This window comes from Achromobacter sp. UBA2119, assembly GCF_002331005.1.
GTDB lineage: Bacteria > Pseudomonadota > Gammaproteobacteria > Burkholderiales > Burkholderiaceae_B > Achromobacter > Achromobacter animicus.
Window position 1 is genome coordinate 846,535 of sequence record NZ_DCYD01000009.1, and the last position, 24,728, is coordinate 871,262.

The 24,728-nt window shown below is 67.7% G+C and carries 21 protein-coding genes and 1 riboswitch; of the genes, 9 read left to right on the forward strand and 12 right to left on the reverse strand.

Annotation, left to right across the window (positions count from 1 at the left end; genetic code table 11):
* Positions 1 to 5: 5 nt before the first annotated feature.
* The gene (locus B3098_RS09210; protein WP_279974845.1) at positions 6 to 1,529 is read right to left on the reverse strand and encodes a M48 family metalloprotease; all 1,524 of its coding nucleotides are present in this window, start codon (positions 1,527 to 1,529) and stop codon (positions 6 to 8) included.
* Positions 1,530 to 1,585: 56 nt separating this feature from the next.
* On the opposite strand from B3098_RS09210, the gene galU reads away from it, so the two are divergent.
* On the forward strand, positions 1,586 to 2,437 hold the full coding sequence (galU, locus tag B3098_RS09215; protein ID WP_279974846.1) for a UTP--glucose-1-phosphate uridylyltransferase GalU: 852 nt from the start codon (positions 1,586 to 1,588) through the stop codon (positions 2,435 to 2,437).
* Between the two features lie 52 nt (positions 2,438 to 2,489).
* Here galU and B3098_RS09220 read toward each other — a convergent pair whose 3' ends face one another.
* The 5 genes from B3098_RS09220 to B3098_RS09240 all read right to left on the reverse strand — a co-directional run bounded on the left by B3098_RS09220 (position 2,490) and on the right by B3098_RS09240 (position 9,688).
* Complete coding sequence (locus B3098_RS09220) at positions 2,490 to 3,362, reverse strand: cytochrome c oxidase assembly protein (RefSeq protein ID WP_286894594.1); 873 nt, start codon at positions 3,360 to 3,362, stop codon at positions 2,490 to 2,492.
* A 108-nt stretch (positions 3,363 to 3,470) separates the two neighbouring features.
* The gene (locus B3098_RS09225) at positions 3,471 to 4,574 is read right to left on the reverse strand and encodes a porin (protein WP_286894595.1); all 1,104 of its coding nucleotides are present in this window, start codon (positions 4,572 to 4,574) and stop codon (positions 3,471 to 3,473) included.
* A gap of 51 nt (positions 4,575 to 4,625) precedes the next feature.
* Complete coding sequence (gene mgtA / locus B3098_RS09230) at positions 4,626 to 7,484, reverse strand: magnesium-translocating P-type ATPase (RefSeq protein WP_286894597.1); 2,859 nt, start codon at positions 7,482 to 7,484, stop codon at positions 4,626 to 4,628.
* Positions 7,485 to 7,913: 429 nt separating this feature from the next.
* Positions 7,914 to 8,246 carry a hypothetical protein gene (locus B3098_RS09235; RefSeq protein WP_175123192.1) on the reverse strand — a complete coding sequence of 111 codons (333 nt, stop codon included), beginning with the start codon at positions 8,244 to 8,246 and terminating at the stop codon, positions 7,914 to 7,916.
* A gap of 437 nt (positions 8,247 to 8,683) precedes the next feature.
* A complete protein-coding gene (locus B3098_RS09240; RefSeq protein ID WP_175123193.1) occupies positions 8,684 to 9,688 on the reverse strand; it encodes a sodium:calcium antiporter in 1,005 nt (334 codons plus the stop codon).
* Positions 9,689 to 9,731: 43 nt separating this feature from the next.
* Positions 9,732 to 9,923, reverse strand: a riboswitch (yybP-ykoY riboswitch).
* Positions 9,924 to 10,069: 146 nt separating this feature from the next.
* On the opposite strand from B3098_RS09240, the gene B3098_RS09245 reads away from it, so the two are divergent.
* A complete protein-coding gene (locus B3098_RS09245) occupies positions 10,070 to 11,413 on the forward strand; it encodes an aminopeptidase P N-terminal domain-containing protein (RefSeq protein ID WP_286894602.1) in 1,344 nt (447 codons plus the stop codon).
* 18 nt (positions 11,414 to 11,431) lie between these two features.
* Here B3098_RS09245 and B3098_RS09250 read toward each other — a convergent pair whose 3' ends face one another.
* Complete coding sequence (locus tag B3098_RS09250) at positions 11,432 to 11,896, reverse strand: NINE protein (RefSeq protein ID WP_175123195.1); 465 nt, start codon at positions 11,894 to 11,896, stop codon at positions 11,432 to 11,434.
* 78 nt (positions 11,897 to 11,974) lie between these two features.
* Here B3098_RS09250 and B3098_RS09255 point away from each other — a divergent pair, with 78 nt between their 5' ends.
* The 6 genes from B3098_RS09255 (at position 11,975) to ruvA (ending at position 17,514) form a co-directional block, all read left to right on the forward strand.
* Positions 11,975 to 13,156 carry a UbiH/UbiF/VisC/COQ6 family ubiquinone biosynthesis hydroxylase gene (locus B3098_RS09255; RefSeq protein ID WP_286894604.1) on the forward strand — a complete coding sequence of 394 codons (1,182 nt, stop codon included), beginning with the start codon at positions 11,975 to 11,977 and terminating at the stop codon, positions 13,154 to 13,156.
* Between the two features lie 116 nt (positions 13,157 to 13,272).
* Entirely contained in the window at positions 13,273 to 14,298 is a 1,026-nt protein-coding gene (dusB, locus tag B3098_RS09260; RefSeq protein ID WP_175184421.1) for a tRNA dihydrouridine synthase DusB, read from the forward strand.
* A gap of 36 nt (positions 14,299 to 14,334) precedes the next feature.
* Positions 14,335 to 14,574: a helix-turn-helix domain-containing protein gene (locus B3098_RS09265; RefSeq protein ID WP_006217670.1), complete on the forward strand. Its 240-nt coding sequence runs from the start codon at positions 14,335 to 14,337 to the stop codon at positions 14,572 to 14,574.
* Between the two features lie 101 nt (positions 14,575 to 14,675).
* Entirely contained in the window at positions 14,676 to 16,265 is a 1,590-nt protein-coding gene (gene purH, locus B3098_RS09270; RefSeq protein ID WP_175137188.1) for a bifunctional phosphoribosylaminoimidazolecarboxamide formyltransferase/IMP cyclohydrolase, read from the forward strand.
* Positions 16,265 to 16,813 carry a crossover junction endodeoxyribonuclease RuvC gene (gene ruvC, locus B3098_RS09275; RefSeq protein ID WP_142050713.1) on the forward strand — a complete coding sequence of 183 codons (549 nt, stop codon included), beginning with the start codon at positions 16,265 to 16,267 and terminating at the stop codon, positions 16,811 to 16,813. The genes purH and ruvC overlap by 1 nt, the downstream gene beginning before the upstream one ends.
* A 128-nt stretch (positions 16,814 to 16,941) precedes the next feature.
* Positions 16,942 to 17,514: a Holliday junction branch migration protein RuvA gene (ruvA, locus tag B3098_RS09280; RefSeq protein ID WP_175137187.1), complete on the forward strand. Its 573-nt coding sequence runs from the start codon at positions 16,942 to 16,944 to the stop codon at positions 17,512 to 17,514.
* A 9-nt stretch (positions 17,515 to 17,523) separates the two neighbouring features.
* On the opposite strand, the gene B3098_RS09285 is transcribed toward ruvA, so the two are convergent.
* The 5 genes from B3098_RS09285 to B3098_RS09305 form a co-directional block, all read right to left on the reverse strand.
* A complete protein-coding gene (locus tag B3098_RS09285) occupies positions 17,524 to 18,450 on the reverse strand; it encodes a complex I NDUFA9 subunit family protein (protein WP_286894620.1) in 927 nt (308 codons plus the stop codon).
* 104 nt (positions 18,451 to 18,554) lie between these two features.
* Entirely contained in the window at positions 18,555 to 19,520 is a 966-nt protein-coding gene (locus B3098_RS09290; protein ID WP_175123200.1) for a threo-3-hydroxy-L-aspartate ammonia-lyase, read from the reverse strand.
* A gap of 103 nt (positions 19,521 to 19,623) precedes the next feature.
* Positions 19,624 to 20,700, reverse strand: coding sequence for a Holliday junction branch migration DNA helicase RuvB (ruvB, locus tag B3098_RS09295; protein WP_175123201.1), 1,077 nt, complete (start codon positions 20,698 to 20,700; stop codon positions 19,624 to 19,626).
* Between the two features lie 99 nt (positions 20,701 to 20,799).
* The gene (locus tag B3098_RS09300) at positions 20,800 to 22,386 is read right to left on the reverse strand and encodes a sensor histidine kinase (RefSeq protein WP_286894623.1); all 1,587 of its coding nucleotides are present in this window, start codon (positions 22,384 to 22,386) and stop codon (positions 20,800 to 20,802) included.
* Positions 22,386 to 23,087 carry a response regulator gene (locus B3098_RS09305; RefSeq protein ID WP_008158717.1) on the reverse strand — a complete coding sequence of 234 codons (702 nt, stop codon included), beginning with the start codon at positions 23,085 to 23,087 and terminating at the stop codon, positions 22,386 to 22,388. The genes B3098_RS09300 and B3098_RS09305 overlap by 1 nt, the downstream gene beginning before the upstream one ends.
* Positions 23,088 to 23,306: 219 nt before the next feature.
* Between B3098_RS09305 and B3098_RS09310 the strand changes: the two genes are divergently transcribed.
* Positions 23,307 to 24,644, forward strand: a complete 1,338-nt coding sequence (locus tag B3098_RS09310) for a fimbrial protein (RefSeq protein WP_279974853.1) — start codon at positions 23,307 to 23,309, stop codon at positions 24,642 to 24,644.
* Positions 24,645 to 24,728: the final 84 nt, after the last annotated feature.

The window sequence follows — 24,728 nt, forward strand, 5'->3', positions numbered from 1 at the left end:
GCCCGTCAGCCCGACTTGAAGCGCTCGAGCAGCTGGCGCTCTTCAGCCAGCTTGTCCTTCACTTCCTTGATCTGCACGTCGATCTGAGACTGCTCGTAGAAGTCCTTGGACAGGCCGCGCGCCTGTTGCAGTTGCGACTCGGCGGCGGCGTACGCGCCCGTCATGACGTAATAACGCGCGAGGTCGCGGCGCGCCTGTACGGGCTTGCCATTGCGCTCTTCGCTTTGCGCCAGCATCTGGTAAAGGCTGGGCTCGTCGCTACCCCATTGCTTGATCTTGGCGCGCAGGTAGTCCTGCGCCTCGGCGTGCCGGCCATTGCCCTGCAGCGCCTGCGCGTACGCGATGCCCAGCGCCCGGTGGTCCGGATAGCGCTTGGTGCCCGCCTGGGCCAGTGACAGCGCCTGCGGGAAATCCTTGCGCGCCAGCGCGATGTCCACGCCCAGCTTCGCCAACTGGGGCGAACTGCGCCCATCGGCAGACGCCAGATTCCAATAGCGTTCCGCTTCCGCAAGATTGTTGCGCTGATAGTTCTGCAGGGACAGTCCGTAATAAGCGGCAGACTGCCGCACGCCCGAGAGCGCCTGGGCCTCGTCCTGCAATTGCTGTCCGGCGGTGCGCAAGCCCACGGTATCGCGGCCCTGCACCACGCGCATCTTGGCGCGGATGTACCAGAAGTCGTCGCTGTCCAGATGGCGCGTTGCCGGCAGCGCGCGGGTGCGGTTCTGCACGTCGGACATGCGCTCGATCGACAGCGGGTGGGTACTGGCCCACGAGCCGCCGCCCGCGCCTTCGTTCAGGCGCGAAGCGTTCATCAGCCGCGCAAACATCTGCGACATGCCGGCGGCATCGTAGCCGGCCTTGGTGAGCATCTGCAGGCCGGCGCGATCGGCCTCGCGTTCGGCGTCGCGGGAAAAGCCCAACTGCCGGTTGATGGCCGCCGCCTGGCCGAAGGCGGCCACGCCCATGGAAAGATTGCCGCCGCCGCCCGCCAGCGCCGCAAGCAACGCGCCCGCCAGGCTGGCCAGCATGAGCATGCCGTTCTGATTCTGCTGGGTCATGCCGCGCGCAATGTGGCGCTGCACGACGTGGCCGATTTCGTGGGCGACCACGGCCGCAAGTTCGGACTCGCTGGCCGACGACACGATCAGACCCGTGTTGATTCCAATGAAGCCGCCCGGCATCGCGAATGCGTTGATTTCGGGATCGCGCACGCCGAACATCTCGACCTCGGGCACGCCGCCCGGCGCAAACTGCGCCAGCTTGCGCCCCATCGTCGTGAGGTATTGGCTGAGTTCGGAGTCGTCGATGTAAGTGGGGTCGCGGCGCCCCTGCGACATGATGGCTTCGCCCAGCGTGCGCTCCAGCATGGGCGACAGGTCGGACGACGAGGCGGCGCCCATGGAAGGCAACCCGACCGGCTGCGCCCACGCGGCGATGGGAGCAACGGGAATGGCGAGCGCCGCGCAAAGGCTAGCGATCGCGCCCCGTTTCGCAATCGAGCAAATGGATGGCATGTTCCTGCGGTTCATAAGCCTATGATAGCGATGAGCTTAAAATGTTTCATCGAATCCTCAACGAGGTATCAATGCGTCCCGTCCGTAAAGCCGTTTTCCCTGTCGCCGGCATGGGTACACGCTTCCTGCCCGCCACCAAGGCGATGCCCAAGGAAATGCTGCCCGTGGTCGACAAGCCCCTGATTCAATACGCGGTGGAAGAGGCCGTCGCCGCCGGCATCACTGATCTCATATTCGTGACCGGCCGCAACAAGCGCGCCATCGAGGACCATTTCGATTCTGCACCCGAGCTGGAAGCCGACCTGGAAAGCAAGGGCAAGCATGAACTCCTGGCAATGGTGCGGGGCATTCTACCCGCGCACGTCAATTGCCTCTATATCCGCCAGTCGGCCCCCTTGGGCCTGGGCCACGCCGTGCTGTCGGCCGCGCCCGCCGTGGGTGACGAACCCTTTGCCGTTCTGCTGGCCGACGACCTGATCGACGCCAATACGCCTGCCATGAAGCAACTGGTGGATGTGGCCGTGGCGCGCAACGCCAGCGTGCTGGGCGTGCAGGACGTGCCGCGCGCCGACACGCGCAAGTACGGCATCGTGGCCACCCATACCGGCGAGACGCCGGCGGACAGCCGCACCGAGCGCGTCACGCACATCGTCGAAAAGCCGGACCCGGAGGCCGCACCGTCGACGCTGGCTGTTGTGGGCCGCTATGTGCTGGAAGCCGCGATCTTCGACCATCTGCGCTCGACCAAGATGGGCGCGGGCAACGAGATCCAGTTGACCGACGGCATCGCCTCGCTGATGCGCGAGCGCGAGGTCTATGCGCATCGCTTCGACGGCGTGCGCTACGACTGCGGCAACAAGGCGGGCATGTTCCAGGCCACCGTGGCGCTGGGCAAGAAGTATCACGGCCTGCTGCCGGAATGACCCGCACGGCCTGACGGGAATGCGCCAATCAGCGCGGCATTCCCGGCCGGGCTTACGACGATAGCGCCGCGCCGGACTTGGCGCGCGCGCGCGCATCGCGATCCGCCTTGCGCAGCCGCCCCTTGGCGGAAAGACGCATCAGCGTTCCCAATGCCACCATCAGGCCGATCACTTCCACCAGCGCGGCGGGGATCCACATCGTCAGCCCGCCGATCGTCTGATCGGTCTGCGCCGACATGGCGATGGCACGGCCGCACAGCTCGAAGAGCGGGTAGATGTCGCTTTCCGTGAAGGCGATGACCGCGCCCGCGACCATCTGCGGCAGCATGGTCGCCACGGGCGAGATCACCCGACCGCCGGGCGACATGGCCGCCGGGGGCGCTGGACGACGGTCCAGAATCAGGTTCCAGTACATGAAGCCGCTGATCACCACCGACCAGTTCATGAGCCGGTACAGGCGCCAATCCAGCATCGAATAAAACTGCACCGACGGGATCAGCCAGACCAGCACGAGGAACACGAAGAGGGCCGGCACGAAAATCTTGTTGGTCAGCACGGCCACCGTGGCGCGGCCCGTGCCCGTGCGCAGGAAGTCGCGCAGCCGCACGCGCCACCGCATCGGCAGGCCCGCCCGCATCACCTGTCCGGGGAAGGCCGCCATGACGAGCAGCGGTCCCAGATGATGCAGGACCAGATGCTGGATGCGATGGATGAAGAACATGCGCTCGGCGTAATAGTCGAGGCGGGTGTGCAGCGACAGGTACAGCAGGACCATCCCTGTCCAGAACAGAATGCTGCGCGCACGCGTGACGTGGTGGACCCGCTGGCCGCGTATGAACAGCACGATGGCCACCAGGAAGGAAGCCACCAGCGTGGGAGAGAACTCCCAGGGTACGAGCCATTCGAGACTATCCATGCGGGCCATCCGAGAAACGACGCGAAGACAAGAACCGGCGCGCCGGGCGCCGATCTCAGGCGATTGTAGTAGACCCCGCCGTTGTCCGCTGCCGGGCGCCGCCGGGGGAGGAACGCGTCAGAAACGGTGCGACACGCCGGTGCCGATGCGCGTGGTGTGGGAATTACCGGGGTCGAACTGGTTGTCCAGCGTGTAGTTCGACGCGTAGCCGGCGAAGGCGTAGAGAGTCGTGCGTGGGGACAGGTCGTAGGTATAGCCCAGCGTCGCGACCTGCGCATTGCGCGCCGTCATGCCATTGGCCCAACGCCAGTCGGGTTTGGCCAGGGACCATTGCACCAGCACCGCGCCCGGCCCGGCGGGCACGCTGACCCCGACCAGCCAGGCATCGACCGTGCCGCCCTGCACGAAGGCCGCCGGACCCAGCCCGACGCCCAAGCCATCCGGGTCGCCGCCGTCCAGTCCCACGTAACCGTTGCGCTGGCGCGACCAGGCCACCGACACCTTGGCCACCTCAAAGTCGTACGAGGCGCCCAGCTGCATCGCCTGCGGACGCCCCTCGGCCGCCGCGGGAGGGTCGGCCAGGCGCAGTTGTTCCCAAGTCGCCACGGCCAGCAGCGGGCCGTCCTCATACTTCAGGCCCACACTGATTGCCCGAGTGTTCTGGTTGGTGCGGAAGTTGTCCTGCCCATCCGCGTCGAAGGCGTATCCGACCCCGGCCTGGAACCCGCGCCACTGCGGCGAATACCAGTTCACCATGTTGCTGAACTGGTAGTTGTCGGACGCCTTGAAGGTGGCGCCCATGCCCATGTCTTTCCAGGAGGCGATCTCCAGCGCGTTGCCGTAGGTCTGGCCGACGGTGTACTGGCGGCCGAACCGCAAGTCGCCATAGTCCGCATGGGCCAGGCCGACCCAGGCGCCATAGTCGAAGAGGCGGCTGCCGTCGGCCGCGGTGCCGCTGGACGGGTCAAAGCCGCTTTCCAGTTGGAAGTTGGCGGCCCAACCGCCGCCAAGGTCTTCCGTCCCCTGCAGCCCCCAGAGCGAGTCGGTCAGCCCGCCGTTCAGCAGGCCGCTGTGACTGCCATGCCCCGACACCCGGGTCACGGCAACGCCCGCGTCCACCACGCCATATAGCTGCAGTCCGGCCCCGGCATCCGCGGCCAGCGCGGTACAGGGCGGAATCAGGCCGGCCGCCGACAAGGCGGCGCACAATGCAATTCTCATGATCTTTCCTTGCGTTGGCGGCGGGTTGAGCCCGCCGCCGGTTGCATCAGCCTACTGCCAGCCGTAGCGGCGCACCCAGAAACCCTTCAGCGCCTGCGTCAGCACGCAATACCCGAGCAGGATGCCGACGAGCCAGGGGAAATAGCTCCAGGGCAGCGCCTGCAGCTGGAAGTATTCCGCCAACGGCGAGAACGGCAGCACAAGGCCCAGCGCGATCACCATCAGCGTCATACCCATCAGCGGCCAGGAGGCGCGGCTTTGCAGGAAGGGAATCCGGCGCGTGCGGATCATATGCACGATTAGCGTCTGCGACAACAGGCCTTCGACAAACCAGCCGGACTGAAAGAGCGTCTGGTGCTCGGGCGCATTGGCCTGGAACACGTACCACATGACGGCATAGGTGGCGATATCGAAGATCGAGCTGATCGGGCCGAAGAACACCATGAAGCGGCCCAGGCCGTCCGGGTCCCAGCGCTGCGGCTGCTTCAGCAGTTCCTCGTCGACGTTGTCGAACGGGATCGCCGTCTGCGAAATGTCGTACATCAGGTTCTGCAGCAGCAGGTGGATCGGCAGCATCGGCAGAAACGGCAGGAAGGCGCTTGCAACCAGCACTGAAAACACGTTGCCGAAGTTCGAGCTGGCCGTCATCTTCAGGTACTTGAGCATGTTGCAGAAGGTCTTGCGGCCTTCGATCACGCCGTCCTCCAGCACCATCAGGCTCTTTTCCAGCAGGATGATGTCGGCAGCCTCTTTCGAGATATCCACCGCCGAATCCACCGAAATGCCCACGTCGGCTGCCCGCAGCGCCGGCGCGTCATTGATGCCATCCCCCATGAACCCCACCGTGTTGCCCTGCGCGCGCAGGCTGCGCACGATGCGATCCTTGTGGATGGGCGACAGGCGGGCGAACACGTTGGCCTCGCGCACGGCGGCGGCAAGCTCCTCGTCGTCCATCGCCTCGATTTCGGCGCCCAGGTACACCTTGCGCACGTCCAGTCCCACTTCGCGGCAGACCTTGCGCGTGACCAGTTCAACGTCGCCGGTCAGCACCTTGACCTCGATGCCCGAGTCCTTCAGCGCAGCCAGCGCGGGCCCCGTCGACTCCTTGGGCGGATCCAGGAAGGCGATGTACCCCACCAGCACCAGATCGGATTCGTCTGCGATGCCATAGGCCTGCTGCGTGGGTGGCAACTCTTTGACGCCCACCGCGATGACGCGCAGGCCGTCGCGGTTCAGACCGGCGGTCACGCGGCGGATATCGGCGCGGCGGGCCTCGGTCAGCGGATGCACCTCGTTGCCCACGCGCAGCCGCGTGCAGGCCGAGAGCATTTCCTCGAGCGCCCCCTTGCAGATCAGTTCGTGGTGGTCGCGCCCGTTCTCGGTCTCATTCACCACGACGGACATGCGGCGGCGCGAGAAGTCGAACGGGATCTCGTCGATCTTGCGGTAACGGCCCGCCAGATCCAGGCTGCGCGCCACCTCGGCATGCTCCAGCACCGCCACGTCCAGCAGGTTCTTCAGGCCCGTCTGGTAGTAGCTGTTCAGATACGCGTACGCCAGCACGTCGTCGCTGGCCGCCCCATACACGTCGGTATGGCGCTCGAGCACGATGCGATCCTGCGTCAGCGTGCCGGTCTTGTCGGTGCACAGCACGTTCATGGCGCCCAGGTTCTGAATCGCATCCAGGCGCTTGACCACGACCTTGCGGCGCGACATGCGCACGGCGCCCTTGGCGAGCGTCGCGGTGACGATCATGGGGAGCATTTCGGGCGTCAGTCCCACCGCGATGGCCAGCGCGAACAGCAGCGCTTCGAGCCAGTCACCCTTGGTGAAGCCGTTGATCATCATCACCACCGGCGCCATGACGAGCATGAAGCGGATCAGGATCCAGCTCACGCGGTTGATGCCCTGCTGGAACTGCGTGGGCGCGCGCGAGGTCTGCGTGACGCGGCCTGCCAACTGGCCGAAGTACGTGTCCGAGGCGGTGGCCACCACCAGCGCGCTGCCCGCTCCGCTGACCACGTTGGTGCCCATGAAGGCGATGTTTTCGAGCTCGAGGGCATTGGCCGATTGCTCACGCGGGGACATGTGCTTTTCGACGGGCAGCGATTCGCCCGTCAGCGCGGCCTGCGCAACGAAAAGGTCCTTTGCGTTGAGGATGCGGCAATCGGCGGGGACCATGTCGCCCGCGGACAGCAGCACCACGTCGCCGGGCACCAGGTCGGCCAGCGGCACTTCGCGCTGTTGCGAGCCGGAGGCATGCAGGGCGGCGCCGAAGAAACGCCGGCCATTGCCCGCGGCTGGCGCTCCCGAGGCTGGCGCTCCGGCGGCCGGCGCTCCGGCGGCCGGCGCTCCGGCGGCCGGCGCTCCGGCATCGCTGCGCAGCACCGTCGCGGTGTTGCGCACCATCGCCTTCAGGGCCTCGGCGGCGCGGTTCGAGCGCTGCTCCTGCACGAAGCGCAGCACCGTCGAGATCACCACCATCGAGCCGATGATCGCAACCGCTGTCCAGGACTGTTCCTCGGGCGCGGCCATGCGCACGTCAGTCAGCCACGACAGCACGGCCAGCGCGCTCAGCAGCAGATTGAACGGATTGCGGTACGACAGCCACAGGTGCGCTGGCCAGGACAGCGGCTTTTCGTGGTCGACCTCGTTGGCGCCGTGGCGTTCGCGCGCGGCCAGGGCCTGGGCGTCGGACAGGCCGCCCCAGCCGCTGCCGAACCGTTCGAACAGCGAATCGAAACCGAGCCGGGACGTCTCGACCATACGCTGGCTGGCGCGGCGGGCGGCTTCGGACGAAGCCGCGGCCTGATCCCCGCCTTGCTCGAGAATGGGGGCGCGGCGAAAGTGCCGGCCGGTGCGGCGCAGACGCGCAGCGGAAGAAAAAAAGGACTTCAGGAAAGCAAACATGGGAGTGCTCCGCATTTATTAAAGTTGTTGCGGGAGACACGGACTACCCTGCCGGCGGCGGCCGCGCGCGGGCAGCAGCGGGCCGCGGCGTTTCCGAGGAAATGCCGTGAGACCGCCACTGACGGGCGTGCGCAGGCGCCGGAGCAATGTTGCCGGTGTCCGGATCGCGTCTATGGCGCGCCGGGTGCGGAAAACGGAAAGGGAGCGGGCGGTGGAATCAGGACCGGGCGCCGGGGCGCGCAGGGCGCGTGCTGGGCCGGGGATTCCAGGCTGCGGGTTCCGTACGGACCGGGATGTCTATCCGGCCAGTCGGCTCGCAGGGAGATGACGGGTCAGATAGGCATGCCGAAGCCGCGCACAGGGCGCAATCGAGGCTCTGGGTCTAAGGCGCTAGGCATGATTTCTCCTGGGTTGAAAGAAAAGGCGCGATCAGGCCAATGCGGCCTGCGCGCCGAAATGCACGTGACGGACAGCAGGGTTGGCGCTCAGACGGCGCGCTTGCGTCATCAGTTCCGCCCGCAGCTCCGGGGGGCAATTGACGGTGATGCAAGCCGATGCGAGATCCGGCTCCTGGCCTTGATCGATCTGCACTTGCGCGACATCCAGGCCGGCGGCGCTGAAGTCCAGGCAGATCTGCTTGCGCAGGGCGCCGAGCTCACCGCGAGGACAGATCACCGTCAGCCGGGACGTGCCGCGACGGCGGCCCAGGGCGGTGGCACGGTCCACGCCAGCGCGGCGCAGGAACAAGTCGAAGAAACGCATAACGACCTCCATGACAAGAAGGCGGAGCGTGATCGCGAACACGAGCGCAGCCGGACAACGCCCTTGCGGCGGGCACGACGAACGTGCACGAACGCTGGCGCTGCGACTAGCGGCGGTTCTGGCGGTTTATGTCGGGGGGGGTCCCGGCAGACCGTAGGCCTGCACTATGGGCCGGGCTGATGCCTGGCGCTTGGGATACACCGCAACCTGAATGACAGGATGCGGCAGACGGAGTTCTGCGTGGATCCTGTCAGACAGCGACGTCGATGCAAGATCGACAACTTTCGCCGGAATCGGTATTCACGAAGACAACTCCTGGGATGGAAAACACGGCGAGTTTACGCGGGTTTGTACTGATGGACAAGGGTCTGACGCACTTTTGACACACAAATGAAGCAGAGCCGAACAGGCACGAGTGGCCTGCCCGGCAGCTGCACTCACGCGTAGAAGTGCCAGCCCAGATAGCCGGCGAACAGCGCATACAGTCCGCCCACCGCCGACAGCGCCGGCACGCTCATGGCGGCGCGGCGGAAGCGCATCCACAACAGGCCGATGGACACCATGGTGAAGAGACCTGCGGCCAGCAGGGGCGCATCCAGCACCCACGGCGTCATGAAGATGCCGAGCGCGCTGGGGATGGTGGCCTGGATCATCATGGCGCCCGAGATGTTGGCGAGCGCCAGACGCTCCTTGCCCTGGCGCACCCAGATCAGCGCGTTCATGATTTCCGGCAATTCGGTAGCCACCGGCGCCAGCAGCAGCGCGGCCACGTGCGGCGACGCGCCCATCGCAATGCCGAGCAGTTCGATCTGATTCACGAAGACGTGCGACGCGCCGGCGATCACCACCAGCGCCATGATGGTCTGCGTGGCGGCCCAGAACATGGTCGGGTTCTCGTCGCGCGGACGCAGCTTGAGCGGCTCGAGGTCCTCGCAGTCCAGGCATTCCTCGTCGTTGCTCAGCTCGCGCTTGATGTAGAGCGCGTAGGTGGCCAGAAACACGAAGCCCAGCCACGGCTTCCAGGCGAAGGCCAGCAGCCCCAGGCCCACCTTGAAGATGAAGATGCCCATGAACCAGGCCTGGTCGCGGGCCAGCCGGCGCTGGTCCGCGTTGATACAGTCTGCCTGCGCAGGTTGGCCGCGGCGCGCGCGCCACAGGGCCAGGCCGACCACGGCGTAGGCCAGCGTGGCCAGCACGAGGGGACCGCCCATTGCGGCGCCGACGCCGATGTCCTTTTGTTCTGGGGTATCGCCGAAGACAACGGCCATGAAGGTGACGGCGCTTTCCGGCAGCGCGGTGCCGAAGGCCGCCAGCACGGTGCCGGTGGCGGTCGCGCCCAACTGGAAGCGATGACCGACCCATTCGACGCCGTTGACGAAGAACTCGCACGCGACGTAGATCACTGCCGCGGACAGGAAGAACAGAAACAGGGTGAGCAACATGGGAACGCGGCCGGACGAGCAGATACCATTGGCGCGACGCAGCGGCTCGCCCGGCCAAGGGTGAACGCTACGCGGCCAAAGGTCTCGCCTGGCTGATCCACGCGGCGGCAAGCCGGACGTGGGTGCCGTCAGCGCCATGGGGTTCTAGCGGCTGCTCCGCAGCACTGAACCACCAAGTCTGTTGACGCTGACTCCTTTAGGGGAAAAGGATGGCTACTCCCCAATGACAGAGCGGCGATTGTAGCAGCGGTTCGCGCGCCGTCCAGTCATCACCGCGCCGTCCTCGCGGATTCGCGGCCGGGGTGTTGCATTCGCGGGATGGCGGGTAAAGTAGGCCCCATCTTTCGCCCTTGCCGGGGTGCCCGCCCCGACCCGCCCGCCATGAGCCTGCCTCCCGACGACATCGCCCCTTTCGCCGCGCGGCGCCAGCGCCTGATGGAGCGCATGCGCGCAGACGGTGGCGGCATCGCGATCCTGGCGACGGCGCAGGAAGCCATTCGCAACCGTGACGCGGAGTACCCCTACCGGCACGACAGCGACTTTTTTTACCTGACCGGCTTTACCGAACCGGACGCGTGGCTGGTCCTGGTTGCCGGCGCCACGGACCGGGCCGTGCTGTTCTGCCGGCCGCGCCATGTCGAGCATGAACTCTGGGAAGGCAAGCGCTTCGGCCCCGAGGCTGCCGCGGCCTACTTCGGCTTTGACGACGCCCACCCCATCGACGCGCTGGACGAGCTGGTGCCCGCGCTGATGCTGGACCACCCCACGCTGTACGCGCCGCTGGCCGGCGACAAGCGCACGGATGGCCGCCTGCGCCGCTGGCTGGCCGCGGCACAGGAAAAGAGCCGCGGCGGGCACACGCCACCGACGCGGCAGCAGGACGTGCGTCCGCTGTTGGCCGACATGCGGCTGATCAAGGACGCCTCGGAGATCGCGGCGATGCGGCGCGCGGCCAAGATATCGGCGGGCGCGCATGCGCGGGCCATGCGCGTTGCGCGGCCGGGCATGCGCGAATACGAAATCGAAGCCGAGCTGCTCTATGAATTCCGCCGGCATGGCGCGCAGTCGGTGGCGTACAACAGCATCGTCGCCACCGGGGCCAACGCCTGTGTGCTGCACTATCCGGCCGGCGAGGCGGTGCTGCGCGACGGCGATCTGGTGCTGGTCGATGCGGGCTGCGAGGTCGACAGCTACGCCAGCGACATCACACGCACGTTTCCAGCGAACGGCCGCTACAGCGGCCCGCAACGCGCGCTGTACGACCTGACGGTGGCGGCGCAGGATGCTGCGGCCCAGGCCACCGCGCCGGGCCGCACCTTCAACGACGCGCACGAGGCCGCCTTGCGCGTCCTGGCGCAAGGCATGCTCGATCTGAAACTGTTGAAGGGGTCGCTGGACGGCGTGCTGGAATCAGGCGACTACAGCCGCTTCTACATGCACCGGACCGGCCACTGGCTGGGGCTGGACGTCCACGACGTGGGCGACTACCGCCAGCCGGGCACGGCAACCGGCGCGGAGCGGCCGTGGCGCACGCTGGAAACCGGAATGATGCTGACCATCGAGCCGGGCATCTATGTGCGCCCGGCGGACGACGTGCCCGAGGCCTACTGGAATATCGGCATTCGCACCGAGGACGACGCGCTGGTCACGGACGAGGGCTGCGAACTGATTACCCGAGGGGTCCCGGTGCAGGCCACCGAGATCGAGGCGCTGATGCGCGAATAGCGCGGCGGAGCAAAAGACTTACAGCACGTAGCCGTCGAGCCAGCCCATGGCCACCCACACGTAGACCACGACCATGGCGATGGCGAACATGGTGACGATGGCGCCGACCAGGCAGGCCAGAATCGCCACCAGCACCGGGCCCCACCCTGTCGACGACACCTTGCCCAAGCCCGGATTGCAGAGCCGATCGAATTTCTCGTCCGGCATCAGCGAGTAGACCGCGCTTTCGATGAAGCCGTCGATCATCGGGATGAAGAGCAGGAAGAACGCGGGGTTGTCGTACCAGACCGGGTAGAAGCGGAATGCGCAGAACAGGCACACGGCGGCGAACGCGGTGACCAGCCACGCGTGGCGCCGGCCCAGATACCACCAGTGCGCCCCGAAGGCGCCAAGCAGGCAGGCCAGCAGCCCCACCACAACCTTGCTGCGGGGGCGGCGGGCGGAAACGGCGGAAAGCGAAGAGGAAGCCTGAGCCTGCGTCATGTCAATCAACCGGTAAGGGAGCCGTGGCGCCGGGCTGCGGCGGCTGCCGCGATTGTAGTGGACGAGTAAAATCCGGGCATGACTTCCTCCGCCTACGACATTGCGATTCTTGGCGCCGGCCCCGTGGGCCGCGTATTGGCCCTGATGCTGGCGCGCGTGGCGCCGGACCCGGCGCGCATCGCCCTGCTCGCGGGCAGCGCGCCGGTCCCCGTCACACCGGCCGCGGCCATCCCGGCCGCAGATCCGCGCGTGCTCGCCATGAACCACGGCAGCCGGGTGCTACTGGAGTCGCTGCATGCCTGGCCCGAGCGTTCGGCCGACATCCGCAACATCCATGTGTCGCAGCGCGGCCGGTTGGGCCGCACGCTGATCCAGCACACCGATTTCAACGTGCCCCAACTGGGCAGCGTGGTGGCCTATTCCGGGCTGTACGCCAAGCTGGACGAATGCGTCGCGGCGTCCGGCGTCACCGTGCTGGCCGGTCCGCCGGCGCAGATCGGCCTGCAGGATGCCGACGGCGTGCGCATCCAGCAGGGCGAAACACAAATCCTTTGCGGCGTTGCGGTGCAATCCGACGGCGCCGGCGCCACGGACGTGCGGCGCGACTACGACCAGCACGCCGTGCTGACCACCGCGCAGGCCACCCTGCCCCGGCGCGGCTGGGCATGGGAACGGTTCACGTCCGAGGGCCCGCTGGCGCTGCTGCCGCACCCGCAGACGCCGGACGCGTATTCGGTCGTCTGGTGCAGCGCGCCGGACCGCGCGGCCGAATTGGCGGCGCTGGACAACGCCGCGTTTTCCCACGCACTGACGCAGGCCTTCGGCGATCGCCTGGGCCGCCTGTCCAGCCATGCGCCCCGCCACGTTTTCCCGCTGGCGCTGTCCGCCCGCCGCGCACAGGTGCACGGCCGCGTGGCGGCCATCGGCAACGCGGCCCAGACCTTGCACCCCGTGGCGGGGCAGGGTCTGAACCTGGGCCTGCGCGACGCGGCGCGGCTGGCGCAGACCCTGGCAGGCTGGCTGGCGAGTCGCGCTGCCAACGCCGGCTCAAACCCCGGCTCCGCGCTCGCCGAATTCGCCAGCGCGCGCCATCTGGATCGTTTCATCACCGCCGGGCTCACCGATTTCATGCCGCGGATCTTCGCCACCGGCCTCGCGCCCGTCGAACACGCCTGCGGCGCCGCGCTATTGGGGATGGACCTTGCCTCCCCGCTGCGCGCCCCGCTCGCGCAGCACCTGCTGCAGGGATTCCGCGCCTGACCTCCCTTCGATCCGGCCCCGCATAGGGCCGGGATCGCCCTCTTTTATTCCCTGTTTGTTACCAGGCCCTCGCGCCCCAAAAATGGGGGTTCGATCGAGCCGGTTAAAATGTGAGCATGCGCATAGGCCAGTGGACCCTCCCCAACAACGTTCTTGTCGCGCCCATGGCGGGCGTGACGGACCGTCCTTTCCGCCAGCTTTGCAAGAAGCTGGGGGCGGGTTACGCGGTGTCCGAGATGGCCGCCAGCAACCCGAAACTCTGGGACAGCGTCAAGACCTCGCGCCGCCTGAACCACGACGGCGAGATCGCCCCCATTTCGGTGCAGATCGCCGGGGCGGACCCCGCCATGATGGCCGAGGCGGCCGTCTTCAACGCCAACAAGGGCGCCCGGATCATCGACATCAACATGGGATGTCCGGTCAAGAAGGTGTGCAATGTGGCGTCGGGATCGGCGCTGTTGCGCCATGAAGACCTGATCGTCCGCATCCTGGACGCGGTGGTCGCCGCCTGCGCGCCACTTGGCGTGCCCGTCACCCTGAAGACCCGCACCGGGTGGGATCGCAACAGCCGCAATGCATTGCGCGTCGCGAAGCTGGCCGAAAACGCCGGCATTGCCGCCCTCACGCTGCACGGCCGCACGCGGGCCGACCTCTATACGGGCGAGGCGGAATATGACACCATCCGCGCCGTCAAGGCCGAAATCGGCATCCCCGTGATTGCGAACGGAGATATCGACTCGCCCGCCAAAGCCCGGCATGTCCTGGATTACACTGGCGCCGACGCGGTCATGATTGGCCGGGCGGCTCAGGGCCGTCCGTGGATCTTCCGCGAAATCGACCACTACCTGCGCACGGGCGAAACACTGGCCCCTCCCTCTTATAGGGAAATGCGCGAGCTGCTGCTCGAACATCTCGACGACCACTACCGTTTCTATGGCGAGCACACCGGCGTACGCACCGCGCGCAAGCACATAGGCTGGTATGTGGACGGCCTGCCGGGCGCGGATTCGTTCTGCGCCGGCATGAACCTGATCGACAACACCCGCGACCAATGGCGGGCGGTGGCGGACTGGTTCGACACGCTCTCACGCGACGGCGCCCCTACCCCGGCGCCGGCCGCAGAAGCCCTATTGGCGGCATGACCGCCTAAACACCAACATAAAAATATCTGTACTCAAATGAGCAAGAAAGATGTCCTGGAAGAATGCGTGCGCGCCAGCCTGGAGCGCTATTTCGAAGACTTGGGCGAGTCCGAGCCCCACGATATGTGGGACATGGTCATGCGCTGCGTGGAGCGCCCGGTGCTTGAAGTAGCGTTGGAGCGGTCGGGCGGCAACCAGTCCCGGGCGTCCGAGATGCTGGGGATCACCCGCAACACCCTGCGCAAGAAGTTGCTGGCGCACAATATCCAGGTTTAGCTTTCCCTCGCGCGGGCGGCGCATGCTTGGCGCCGCCGCCCCCTCCAGATTTCCCATCCGACCAGAACGAGAAAGGCGTCCCCGCCCCACTCCGTCCCATCATGAAAATCGAAACCGCCCTGCTTTCGGTGTCCGACAAGACCGGCATCGTTGAATTTGCCCGCGCCCTGGCCGCGCGCGGCGTGCGCCTGCTGTCGACCGGCGGCACCGCCAAGCTGCTTGCCGATTCCGGCCTGACCGTCACCGAAGTGGCCGCCCACACCGGCTCGCCCGAGATCCTGGACGGCCGCGTGAAGACGCTGCACCCGAAGATCCACGGCGGCCTGCTGGCCCGCCGCGACAGCGCCGAGCACATGGACACGATCAAGGCGGCTGGCATCGATCGCATCGACATGCTGGTGGTCAACCTGTACCCGTTCCGTGAGACGGTCGCCAAGCCCGACTGCACGTTTGCCGACGCCGTCGAGAACATCGACATCGGCGGCCCCGCCATGCTGCGCGCTGCCGCCAAGAACCACGGCACCGAAGCCGGCGGCGTGACGGTCGTGATCGACCCGGTCGACTACTCGCGCGTCCTGGCCGAAATGGACAAGGGCGGCTCGACCTCCTACGGCCTGCGCCTGGCGCTGGCCGCCAAGGTCTACGCCCACACGGCCTCGTATGACGGCGCCATCGCCGCCTACCTGACCAGCCTGACCGAAGCCGAACCCGTGCAGGAAGCCGTGCCCGCCCGCAACGAATGGCCCGGCACGCTGACGCTGCAGGTCAAGCAGGAACAAGCCCTGCGTTACGGCGAAAACCCGCATCAAAGCGCCGCTTTCTACGTCGACGCGCAGCGTCCGGCGGGCCTGCTGGGCAACTACCGCCAGCTGCAGGGCAAGGAACTGTCCTACAACAACATCGCCGACGCCGACGCGGCGTGGGAATGCGCGCGCAGCTTCGAGGCGCCCGCCTGCGTCATCGTCAAGCACGCCAATCCGTGCGGCGTGGCCGTTGCCACCGACACGCTGGGCGCGTACCAGCAAGCCTTCAAAACCGACCCGACGTCGGCCTTTGGCGGCATCATCGCCTTCAACCGCCCGGTTGACGCCGCGACCGCCGAAGCCGTCAGCGCGCAATTCCTGGAAGTGCTGCTGGCCCCGGCCTACGACGGCGCCGCGCTGGCCATCCTGGCCGCCAAGAAGAACGTGCGCGTGCTGGAAGTGCCGATGGGCACGGGCCAGAACGCCTTCGACATCAAGCGCGTGGGCGGCGGCTGGCTGGTGCAGACGCCGGACGCCTACAACGTGCCGCGCGACGCCCTGAAGGTCGTCACCAAGCGCCAGCCCACCGAACAGGAAATGAACGACCTGTCGTTCGCCTGGAAGGTCGCCAAGTACGTCAAGTCCAACGCCATCGTGTTCGTGGGCGGCGGCATGACGCTGGGCGTGGGCGCCGGCCAGATGAGCCGCATCGACTCGGCCCGCATCGCCTCCATCAAGGCGGAAAACGCCGGCCTGACCTTGAAGGGCTCGGCCGTGGCGTCCGACGCGTTCTTCCCGTTCCGCGACGGCCTGGACGTCGTGGTGGCGGCTGGCGCGACCTGCGTGATCCAGCCCGGCGGCAGCGTGCGCGATGACGAAGTCATCGCCGCCGCCGACGAGCACGGCATCGCCATGGTGCTGACCGGCACCCGCCACTTCCGCCACTGATGCGCGTCCTCGGCATCGATCCCGGCCTGCGCCGCACCGGCTTCGGCGTGATCGATGCCGAAGGCTCGCGGCTACGTTACGTGGCCAGCGGGACCATCGTGGTCCCGCCGGCGCTGACGCTGTCCGAACGCCTGAAGGTCATCCTGGACAATCTGCGCCAGGTGGCCCGCGACACGCAACCCGACGTGGCCGCGCTGGAAATCGTCTTCCTGAACACCAATCCCGCTTCCACCCTGCTGCTCGGGCAGGCGCGCGGCGCAGCGCTGTGCGCGCTGGCCGACAGTTCGCTCGACGTGCACGAATACACCGCCCTGCAGATCAAGAAAGCCGTGGTCGGCACCGGCCGCGCGGCGAAAGAGCAGGTGCAGATGATGGTGCAGCATCTCTTGGCGCTGGACGGCGTGCCCGCCCCCGACTCGGCCGACGCGCTGGCCTGCGCGATCTGCCACGCGCATGTGGGTCCGCTGCAGGACAAGCTGGAACGCCTGGGCAGCGCGCTGCGCATGGGCGGCAAGACCCGCATCCGCAACGGGCGGCTGATCGGCTGATCGCCGCTTTCCCTTTTCCCCTGCGTCACGTCACGCCTATGCGGCCCAGCCCGCTCGCGCGCCCGCACGTATAGAATCCCCGCATCTGCCGCGCATTGCGCGGCTCCACCATTGCCAGGCCTCTCACCATGATCGGAAGAATCACCGGAACCCTGATCGAAAAACTGCCCCCCACGATCTGCGTGGACGTAGGCGGGATCGGGTATGACATCGACGTGCCCATGAGCACGCTGTATTCGCTGCCCGACACGGGCGCGCGCGTCACGCTCTACACGCATCTGACGGTTCGCGAAGATGCGCACATCCTGTATGGCTTTGCGTCGGCCGGCGAACGCAGCGCGTTCCGCGAGCTCATCAAGGTCAGCGGGATCGGGGCGCGAACCGCGCTGTCGGTGCTGTCGGGTTTGTCGGTCGCGGATCTGGCGCAGGCCATCACGCTGCAGGAGTCGGGCCGCCTGACCCGCGTGCCGGGTATCGGCAAGAAGACCGCGGAACGCCTGCTGCTGGAGATGCGCGGCAAGCTGGGCGCGGACATCGGCGCCGCGGCGCACGTCACGCACGACAACCAGTCCGACATCCTGAATGCCCTGCTGGCGCTGGGCTACTCCGAGAAGGAATCGCTGTCGGCGCTGAAGACGCTGCCCGAGGGCGTGGGCGTGTCCGACGGCATCAAGCAGGCGCTGAAGGCGCTGGTGCGCTGAGTAATCGCGCTAGGCCGTCTTGCCGTGCTGCAGGTAGCGCGGCGCCACGGCTTCCAGCCCCGTGGGCACCACATGCAGCTCGGGGGCGATCGGCCCGCCGCAGACGTTGTCGCGGCGCAGGGAATCCAGATTGTCGCGCGACATCAGCGGCGTGCCCGGCATGCATTCGAACAGCCGGGCCTGCATGCGACCCACCCCCATCGGGATGCTGATGACGGGACGCGGATGGCCGCTCCAGGCGGCGCACAGCCGCGCGATCTCGCCCAGCGTGTAGACCTGCGGTCCACCCAGTTCGTAGGTCTTGCCGCAGGTATGCGAGTCGGCCAGCGCCGTGGTCATGGCGGTCACCACGTCGCCCACATAGATGGGCTGCATGCGCGCGTTGGCGCCAGCCAGCGGCAATACCGGCAGCCAGCGCGCCAGCGACGCGAACATATTGGTGAAGTTGTCGTCGGGGCCGAAAAGCACCGACGGGCGGAAGATGGTCCAGCCGATATCGCCGCGGTCTTGGTAGGCCGCCTTGATGGCGGCCTCGCCGTCGCCCTTGGAACGCTGGTACATGCTGTCGCCGCTGGAATCGGCGCCCAGCGCGCTGACGTGCAGCAGGCGACGCACGCCGTGGCGCACGCAGGCCTGCGCAATGCGCTGCGGCAGATGCACGTGGGCCCGCGCGAAGTCCGACCCATATGGCCGGCCCAGATTGCCATGCAGGATGCCCACCAGATTCACGACGGCATCGCAGCCCCGGACCATGCCGTCGAGCGCGGCGTCATCATGGATGTCCGCCTGAAGCAGCGTGACGGTGGGAAGTAATTGCAGGTCGCGTCCGCGTGCAATGAGCCGCGTGGGCACGACGATCTGATGCGGGTCCGCGCAAAGCCGTGTTACCAAGTGGCGGCCGATGAAGCCCGTGCCGCCAATGACAAGGATACGCATGGCGTAGCCTCCGGTTCGTCAGGATCGAGGTTCGATTCTGCCTTGCCAGGTCGGCAGGCGCAAGCGCGCGCAGGGCGCACGCCGCGCGCGCCGCTTGATGCGCGTCAGCCCGCCAGCAGCCGGGCGTAGGCCGGAAGGTCGACGTTGCCGCCGCTGATGATGACGCCGACCCGGGCCCCGCGCACCGGCACCACGTTCTGCATGACGGCCGCCGCGGCCAGGCAGCCCGTGGGTTCCACGACCATCTTCATGCGCTCGGCAAAGAACTTCATCGTCGTGACGAGCTGTTCATCCGTCACCGTGACGATGTCGCGCACGTACTTCTGGATGAGGGGGAACGTGATGTTGCCCAGGTGCGTGGTGGCGGCGCCATCGGCCAGCGTCTTGGGCGCGGGGATTCGGACAATTTCACCCTTGCGCAAGGACTGCTGCCCGTCGTTGCCGGCTTCGGGCTCCACGCCGTACACCAGGCAGCGCGGGCTGAGCGCGAAGGCGGACAGGGCCGAGCCCGACAGCAGGCCGCCGCCGCCCAGGCACACGAACAGGTAGTCCAGTTCGCCGACTTCCTCGAACAGCTCCTTGGCGGCGGTGCCCTGCCCCGCGATCACGTCCTCGTGGTCGTACGGCGGGATCAGCGTGGCGCCGGTTTCGGCCTGGATGCGGCGGGCGATGGTCTCGCGGTCTTCGGTATAGCGGTCGTACGTGACGATCTTGCCGCCGTAGCCTTCCGTGGCCGCGCGCTTGGCCGCGGGCGCGTCCAGCGGCATGATGATCGTGGCCTGAACGCCTTGCAGCTTCGAGGCCAGCGCGATGGCCTGCGCGTGATTGCCCGACGAGAACGTCACCACGCCGGCGGCACGCTGCTCGGGCGTGAGGCGCGCGATGGCGTTGTAGCCGCCCCGGAACTTGAACGCGCCCATGCGCTGGAAGTTCTCGCACTTGAAGAACAGCGACGCGCCGGCGATGGCATCGGCGGTGGCCGAGGTCAGGACGGGCGTGCGGTGTGCGTTGCCGGCCAGGCGCTCGCTGGCGCGCACGACGTCATCATAGGAGGGCAATTCGGGCTGCATGGAATAAGGTCCTTAGATCGCGAGGGGGAAACGAAACCCTCGGATCATAAACCCGTCGCGCGGTTTGCGCGCCGCCCGTTGGCATGACGGCGCGTGGCGCGGATCATTTGCCGAAGAGGTCGCCGCTGCCGCCGGTGGCGGTGCCCGCAGGCGGCGCCAGGCCAAGGTGGCGCCAGGTGGTCAGCGTGGCGGTGCGCCCGCGCGGCGTGCGCTGCAGGTAGCCGTGCTGGATGAGATACGGCTCGATGACGTCCTCGATCGTGTCGCGCTCTTCGCCGATGGCAGCGGCCAGGCTGTCCACACCGACCGGGCCGCCATCGAACTTGTGGACGATGGCTTCGAGCAGCTTCCTGTCCATCAGGTCCAGCCCTTGCGGATCGACTTCCAGCATGGCAAGCGCGCGGCCCGCGACGTCGGCGTCGATCGTGCCGCCCGCCTTGACCTCGGCGTAGTCGCGCACCCGGCGCAGCAGACGGTTGGCGATACGCGGGGTGCCGCGCGCGCGCCGCGCCACCTCGGCTGCGCCGTCCGGCGTGATGACGGCGTTCAACAAGCCCGCGCTGCGCGTCACGATGTGGCCCAGATCGGCAGCGTTGTAGAACTCGAGCCGCGAGACGATGCCGAAGCGGTCGCGCAGCGGATTGGTCAGCATGCCGGCGCGCGTCGTGGCGCCTACCAGCGTGAAGGGCTGCAGATCCAGCTTCACGCTGCGCGCGGCCGGGCCTTCGCCGATCAGGATGTCGATCTGGAAGTCTTCCAGCGCCGGGTAGAGGATTTCCTCGACGACGGGCGACAGGCGATGGATTTCGTCGATGAAGAGGACGTCGTTCTTTTCCAGGTTGGTCAGCAGCGCGGCCAGATCGCCCGGGCGTTCGAGGACCGGGCCCGAGGTCTGGCGCAACTGCACGCCCATTTCGTGGGCGATGATGTGCGCGAGAGTGGTCTTGCCCAGGCCCGGCGGGCCGAAGAGCAGGACGTGATCCAGGGCCTCGCCGCGCTTTTTGGCCGCGGCGATGAAGATCTCGAGCTGTTCGCGGGCGCGCTGCTGCCCGACGTACTCCTGTAACGCCTTGGGCCGCAACGCGCGTTCGATCGACTCCTCGTTGGGCGACACCGGCTGCGGCGCCACGATGCGAGGGGCGTCGGGACGGGAGGAAAGCGAATCGGACTGGATGGCCATGGTGCGGGGTACGGGCAAAGGACGAAGCAGGATGAATCGTACCGTAGCGCGGCCCGCCCCGGGGCTGCCCCGAGGACACGCCGGGCAGGCGGCCTGCGGTCAGGCAGCCTGCGATAGCGGCAGACGTACGCGCACGCACAGGCCGCCGGATTCGGCCTCGCGCAGTTCGAGCGATCCGCCGTGCGCCCGCGCGATGGCCTCGGCCAGTGCCAGGCCCAGGCCCACGCTGCCCGTGCGAGTGCGCGCGTCGTCCAGACGGCTGAACGGCCGCAAGGCCTCCAGGCGGCGTTCGGGCACGATGCCCGGTCCATGGTCGGCCACGTCCAGCACCGCGTGCCCTTCTTCGCGGCGCAGCGCGATGTCCACCGGCGGCGCGCCGTGGTTCAGCGCGTTGCCGATCAGGTTGTCCAGCAGACGGCCCAACGCCACGGCGTCGGCCTGCACCACCGCCCCGCTGGCATCCTGGGCGGTGTCCAGGCCGATGGCGGTGCCGGCGCCCTGCCAGGCGCCCACGCGCTCGGTCAGCCATTCGGCCAGCACGATGGGCGCATAGCGGTAGGCCGCCGGATCGGTGCCGCGCACGAAGCCGATGAACTGATCCACCATGTGCTGCATGTCGCGCAGGTCGGTGCGCAGGCCTTCCTTCAGCGTGGAATCGTCGGCCATTTCAACGCGCAGCCACATGCGCGACAGCGGCCCCTTCAAGTCATGCGGCAGGCCGGAAAGCAGCGTGCGCCGCACCGAGTCGGACTCGGACAGCGCGTCCAGCATGGCGTTGAAGCGTTCGCCCAGCACGCGGGTTTCATGCGGCCCCGAGGGCTCCACGCGTTGCGGCTGGCCGGCGGCCAACTGGTCCGCGGCATCGGCAAGGCGCGTGATCGGCCGCGTGATGTGCCACGAAAAGCCCACGGCCAGGAGCAGCAGGAGGCCCAGACCGCCAAGCCAGGCGGCGATGAAAGGCGTAGCGACGGGCGGGTCCAGCCGTTCCAGCGGAATGACCAGCCACTCGCGCAGCCGCGGCGCGTCTTCGGTGGCCGGGTTGGGCGCCAGCGAAATGAAGATTTCAGGCGTAGGGCCGCGCGACAACGCCACGCGCGTGCCGTCGTTCAGGCGTTCGTTGAGCTGTTGGACCAGCACGCGCAGATCGCGGCGGATGTCGTCGGGCTCGGGCTTGTAGCGGCGGTTGGACTCCTCGCGGTCGCGGGCGCCGTCGCCGGTGCGCTGCGCGTCGCCGCGCCCGTCGGCCTGGGCGGCGTGCGTGTCGCGCTCGTCGTCGCGGACTTCGGGCGGCGGGGGCGGCGGCGGTCCGTGAAATTGGGAATCCTGGGAGGACGGCGGAGGAGGCGGCGGGCGCGGCGCGGCGCGTGGCGGTGGCGGACGGCGGCCGTTGAAGCGCTGCAGCTTGGCTTCGGCGGGCAGCACACGCGACCACAACCGCCACTGGTTCTGCGACGCGGCCCGCACGAAATCGGCGCGGTCTTCGGCCGGCACCTGGGACACGGCGGCCCGTAGCGTGCGGATGGTGGTGACGATATAGCCGATGGCCACGTCTTCCATGAACTTGTGCCGGAAGTACGACACGGTCACCAACGTGGCGGCCTGCGTCAGCAGGACGGATCCCAGGATCAGCAGGATCAGCCGCGCCCGCAGCGAGCGGGGCACCAGAATGCCGGGGGAAAAGCGCATCAGGGCGAGAACCGGTAGCCGATGCCCCAGACGGTCTGGATCCAGCGCGGCTGCTTGGGATCGTCTTCGATGACGCGGCGCAGGCGCAGGATCGCGATGTCGATCGCGCGGTCGTTGCGCTCGCCGGCGTCGTCGTCGCGGGCCAGCGCCAGCAGGCGTTCGCGCGACAGCGGCTTGCCGGCGTTACGCACCAGGGCTTCAAGCAGGTTGATCTCGCCGCCCGTCAGCTTGACGACGGTGCCGTCGCGGGACAGCTGACGCGTGGACGGATCGAACACAAATGGGCCGAACGAGACCGGCGCGTCCTTGGTGAGCGCGGACGGGCCGCGCTTGCGGCGCAGCACGGCCTCGATGCGGGCCAGCAGTTCGCGGGGATCGAAGGGCTTGCCGACGTAGTCGTCGGCGCCGGCCTCCAGGCCGATGATGCGGTCCACGGCTTCGTCGCGCGCGGTCAGCAGGATGACGGGAATGTCCTCGCCCTGCTCGCGCAGGCGGCGGCAGGCATCGGCGCCGTCGCCGCCGGGCAGCATGCGGTCGAGCACCAGCAGATCGGGCGCGTAACGGGTAATGCGCGAGGAAAGGTCGGTCGCGTCCGGGGCAAGCAAAGTGTCGTAGCCATGCCGGTTCAGGTAGTCGGCCAGCAATTGGCGCAGCGCCGGATCGTCGTCGACGACCAGCAGCTTGGTGTGGGAATTGTCCATGGGCGTCATAGTGCGGCGCGTCGCCGTCGCCCGCAAGGGGCGGGAAATCATCTGAAATATACCCGTTGCACGATGTACGGATGATGTGTCGGGCTTTTTGCAACGGGGGTCCCCTCGCCCCCGAACTGGCCCTAGAATGTCGCTTCGCCTGCCGCCCTTCGTGGACTTTCCTAAAGATCGATTACAGATGCCCGGCAGGGTGCTCCCTACACTGTCCCCATGGCCGCCACAGCTAACCCCTGGCGCAGAGGGCTGTTGCACGCGGCGCTGACGGCGGGCCTGGCCTGGCCGCTGGCGCCCGCTTTTGGTGACGAGCCCGACGTGTCCCCTTTTACTTGGACGCCGCCCCCGGCGGGCGACGTCACGCGCGTGGCGCGCGGCATCGGCGTGCTCTCGCCGGTTCAATCGCTGCCGGTGCGCCCCGCCCCGTCCCTGGAAGATCGGGCCGTGCCGCTGGACCCGACGCCGTGCGACCTGCACGCGACGGAACCCGGCATGGACACCACGGTGCGCGATGGCGCTGACGACCCTGCCGAAGGCTTCATCCCCGGCACCGGCATGGGCCTGACGGGCAACGCGCCGACGGTCCCGCTGTCCTGCGATCCCCTGGCAACGCCGGCTTCCGCCATCGACATCCCTCCGGACTACTCGTTTGCACTGGAAGACGGCGATCTCCCGAAAATACCCGTGGTGGTGATTTCCGGGGTTTCGCGCCCCTCGCGCCCCTGGTTTTCGTCCGTCGGCGGACTGGATGGCCTGCGCTATGGCGGCAGCCGCAACTGGGTCTACAACAACACCGTCGGCCCTTCCCTCACCGTGGGCAACGTCAATCCGAATGCGCCCGCGTGGGGTAGCGGCGCGCCGGTGGGCGGACTGCAGATCGCCAAATGGGGCGGCAGCGGCGCCACGTTGCCCGAGGGCAGCTTCGGCTACTCGTCATCGGTGGGCAAACTGAACCTGATGGACCCGGCCGCCAAGTCCGGGGCCGTGGACTACGGCGCGTCCGTCGGCAGCGGCAGCGTGCGCTACGGGCTGACGCCCGTGGTGACGGTCGAAGGCCAGATGCAGAGCGCCCCATCCCTGACCACCCGCGGCGTGGGCACCACGTACAACGCCGGCGAGTTCGGCACCTTCCGGGCCGGCGCCACGCAAAGCACGTTTGATGCGGCCAGCGGCTATCGCTACCGCTTCGGCTACAGCATCGATGTAGCCGACACCGTGACGCTGGGCTACACCAACGAGCAGATCGGCGCGGGCTACGGCGACCTGTCCACCTATTCCGACGGCGTCGCCTCCACGGCCCAGACGCGCAATACCGTGTCGGCGGGCGTCCCGTTGTCCGGCTGGGGCACGCTGAGCGGCACGTATTCCGGGCTGCGCGAAGGCTCCGTGCTGGCCGAGCAGCGCGTGGGCCTGTCCCACAGCATGTTCGTGGCTCCGAAGGTCAAGCTGGCCGTCGGCGCCGACCGCGACATCGTGACGGGCGACTACGGCTGGCGCGCCAACCTGAGCATGCCCGTCGACACCTTCATGCGCGGCACTTGGCTCAGCTGGTAAGTGCCGGATTGCGTGGCCAAAATCTCCCTCCGGAACGGGCGGCCGGGATTTGGGGCTTAAAATCGCTGCCATGATGCTTCCGGC